This window comes from Xanthomonas hortorum pv. cynarae (assembly GCF_002939985.1).
Lineage (GTDB): Bacteria > Pseudomonadota > Gammaproteobacteria > Xanthomonadales > Xanthomonadaceae > Xanthomonas > Xanthomonas hortorum_D.
This window is the reverse complement of sequence record NZ_MDFM01000067.1, coordinates 1-3,635: the sequence shown is the minus strand read 5'-3', so window position 1 is coordinate 3,635 and position 3,635 is coordinate 1. Positions and strand designations below refer to the sequence as shown.

General features: G+C 56.0%; 3 protein-coding genes. All 3 read right to left on the bottom strand.

The window, feature by feature from the left end:
- Positions 1-465: 465 nt before the first annotated feature.
- The 3 genes from XcyCFBP4188_RS22795 to XcyCFBP4188_RS22975 are packed head-to-tail and all read right to left on the bottom strand — an operon-like array spanning position 466 to position 3,485.
- Positions 466-1,512 carry a DUF6932 family protein gene (locus XcyCFBP4188_RS22795; protein WP_146094083.1) on the bottom strand — a complete coding sequence of 349 codons (1,047 nt, stop codon included), beginning with the start codon at positions 1,510-1,512 and terminating at the stop codon, positions 466-468.
- 39 nt (positions 1,513-1,551) lie between these two features.
- Complete coding sequence (locus XcyCFBP4188_RS22135; RefSeq protein WP_081376511.1) at positions 1,552-2,910, bottom strand: retropepsin-like aspartic protease; 1,359 nt, start codon at positions 2,908-2,910, stop codon at positions 1,552-1,554.
- Positions 2,910-3,485: a hypothetical protein gene (locus XcyCFBP4188_RS22975; protein WP_160113189.1), complete on the bottom strand. Its 576-nt coding sequence runs from the start codon at positions 3,483-3,485 to the stop codon at positions 2,910-2,912. Before XcyCFBP4188_RS22975 ends, XcyCFBP4188_RS22135 begins: the two co-directional genes overlap by 1 nt.
- Positions 3,486-3,635 lie beyond the last annotated feature (150 nt).

Below are 3,635 nucleotides of genomic sequence, written 5' to 3'. Positions count from 1 at the left end.
TGTTCGATCAGAGAAAATTGTGCTGGCGTGATCTCCATGCTCAATAGTTTAATCGCTCGGGCCATTAGTGTTAACAGGCCCTAGTACATAGCGCGACAAAGCGCTGTACATCCGCCATCACCAGTGGCCCCCGAAGGCTGCGGCGCCATTGTTGGTAGATCTGCATTTCAAGAGTTTCGGCCTTAGCCATCGCAGTCAGATCGAAAGGCGGCATTCGCATGTGCACCGACAGCGGGTGGCGAAGTTCGCATACTGCGGACTGTAGCGCCGGTTGCCCGCGATATGCCCACAGTTTCTCGCAGGGTCGAGCGCAATGCACAATTGCGGGCAACTTTAGTTCGCAATCTCGCAGCCGCTCCGCTAGCACTGCAGGCGGGGCCGGGGGCGGCAATGGCATAAGCGTCCTACTCGTAGTTCCGTGCTCTTGTGTAGGCGCGGTAGCAGTATAAAAGCCCATCGCCGGTCTCAGCTCTGCATCGCATCCGGCACCAATAGCACCACTCCATGACGACGATCCTCCGTGCCCGGTCTGCGCGATAGATAAAGCATGGTGAAGTAAGAGGTCAGCTTGACCAGCAGCCAAGGCTCGGCGTCGCACGGTACAAAACGCATGTCGATGTGCTTGAGTAGAAATTTGCGGGTCAGCCGCTGCAAGGCCCGCCCCGGCTCAAAGCCCACGTCTCCTCGCGCCCGATAGAACACAACAATATCCAGGTCGTTAGGTGCGGCATTCGACACATCCACGAAGCTGCCGCCAACGAGGCAGCATTGCACGTCCACAACCTGCTTCAGGTTGTCGAAAGCCGTTCGCAGCACCTCCAATCGAACCTGCCGCAGCGCGCTACCGCCAAAGGCGCGCTGAAATCCCGAGCTGTCTGTCAGCCAGGGTGAAGCATTTCCAGGTGTCGTTTCAGTAATCGGCAATGTGTATTGCGGTAGTCCGGCGTCTACGATGCGTTGAAAACCTGTATCAGTTGCGTCTGCAGAGGCATCGAGGCCGTGCGCGCGCGCAGACGTCTGCTCAGTTCCGGCAAGATAGGCGCGAATCCTTACTGCCTGCGCGCGCGCCAACGTCGTGTTGTCAGGCCATACCGCTACCGAGACGTAAGCGAAAAGATCCACCAACGTCCTTGAGATCGCGTCGAAAGCATGTCTGATTTCGATCCGTTCAGCTGGTGGCAAATCTCGTTCCGGAAATCTTGCTGCCCCGGTGTTCTCATTGGCACCAGCGCAACGCATGTAAAGAGGTTTGTCGACGATAGCTAAGTCAAGATCGGAGTAGACTGAGTCAAACCGAGTCCCGTCACGCAGAGAAAAGCCAAAGCGTGAAGACCCTACTACATAAATAGCCTCAGGAGCGACGCCCAACAGAGCGGCGACCTGGCCAAATATTGATTCGACCCTGTTATTACTGATCAATGAATTGACCGGCCCGCGCAGCGACTCTTGTGCTATTGCCTCCGCACTCAGGCCCTGACGGTATTGCGCTCGAATCCATTCCTCGTATTCCATGGACACTCCTGATTCTGGTCCTTCTTGGGACGGCTTGTGTCAGGCCGACTCCATCGCCACAATGCAGGCCTTGTGGTCAATGAAGTCCAGGTAGAGAGAGACGCTACGAAGAATGCCGCCTCCCAGTACATAGCGAGTCTTGTTTGGATGGTTGCCGATATATGTGCTCATCTGCAGCCTTGCCGGCGCCCCCAGGGTCTGCACAGTGACCTCACGAGAGACCGATGTCTCGCGCTGCTGTCCTTGCACGCCTTGCACGACGCTGTGTTGCACTGGACTTGGCGGGAGCGCAGTTCCAATCGGCAGCGATTCCATTAGCTCACCACTGTAACCAGTGTCCAGCATAGCTTCCTGCTGTTTCCCGTTTACCGTGAAGAACATTCTTGGGACCATCCGAGTGCCACTCAGGTCCATTGCGGAGAACATAGGTGAATGACAGGCCGGCGCGGCGGAACCTGGCGCCAAGACTTGCAAACCGGTCTTGCTGATGAGTACACGACCAAGGCGGGATATTACGTCCAAGCCAAGAAGATTCGCAGGCACCCGATCACTGACCGCCAGAAAGGGTTGATCAATGATCAGCGAGCCAAATTGAATAGCCTGCGGCTGAGCTAGCGCGCTGCGTTCGGACGTATCCCCAAGAACGCCTGAAAGCGTGAATCCATCCATGAGCGGGGGCGTACTTAACATTGATGGATGAACGATCGTCAATGACGATCCCGTGTCGACCAGAACCTCCGTGCTTTTCCCATCGATTTGGATTTGTGCCATGTTCAGATAGTCAACCCGGCCACCATCATGACTTGACCCCGTAGCGACCATCACGGATCCAGTGTGTAGCGGAATTCGCCCCTCCGCAGTAGTGCGCACGACAGGAGTGGGCCGCTTGGACAGGGCCGCGTAGTCCGGGATCCTTGTAAAAATATCAATATTCTCTACCGTCTTTCCACGTTCGCCAGCGGCGAGACGGACCCGTTCTTGTGCCTCCACCGTGAGGCGTGCCCATGCAGGCAGATCCCCAGAGGCGGCCTCGATCCCTGCGCGCAGCGCTCCGCAGACCGTAAGCCCAGCGAGATGCGTTTTCTGTTGTGCCACATCGAGACATGCTTCCGAAGCCTTACGCGCTCCGACGAGGTCAAGAAGAACCCGACGTTCGGCGGCTTTGGCCATCTGCTGCACGACGGGGCTGGTCGTACTAGCTTGGATCCTTCTCAGCGCGGAGACATCGCCTTCGGACAGTGCTTGGGTCACCTGAGTCGGGTCATTGAAAATTTGGGTGACACGCCCACACTCGACCGCACCTGCCGAGAGTGGAATGAATAGTAGAAGAAATAAAATTGGATGCATAGAAGTCCAAAGAGGATGCTGCATCCGACGATGCAGCATCCAAAAGTGCATCAGGGGTTCTTGTTGTAAAGGAACTGAGCTTCACCCTTAATGTCATTGTTGGCGGTGTTATAGGTCACGTTTACTTGGAAGCCGAAGCCGCCGCCGATATCCCAGTAGTAGCCGCCGTTGATCGTGGATTGCCAGCTGCCCTGTTGCAACTCCCACTTCAATAGACTGCCGTCGTTGGCAACAAAGTCCATGGTGCCCTTACCATCCTTGAAGGTCCCGTCGGTGTTGAACTGGAGCTCTGTCCTCACCGTCCACTGCCCGTATTGGTCGGTAATTGGGTAGGTAAGAACAGCTTGGTTGAACCCCACTCCACCATTCTCGCCCGGAACGTATGTCAGCTTGCTTTCGAACGGCTTTACGTCGATAAACGTAATGTCAGGCGAGCCGTCACCGTCACCGCCGCCACCAACATCATCACCACCGCCGCCACCGCCACCGCCACCTGGGCCCCATGGATCCGAGAAGTTCGGTGGGTGTGGGTACCAGTTGTCGTCAGGCGGTAGAGTTGCATCGATCGGTGGAAGATTAGTGGTCTCCGTCTGCGCACCACCCGAAACGAGTGAGCGTTCTTCCATGGAAAGGGTCCGAATTCCTGTGTGAGACATTCAACAGCTCCTTTGTTGGCAAAATCGGTTGGCTTGCTAGGGCCTGTTAACACTAATGGCCCGAGCGATTAAACTATTGAGCATGGAGATCACGCCAGCACAATTTTCTCTGATCGAACA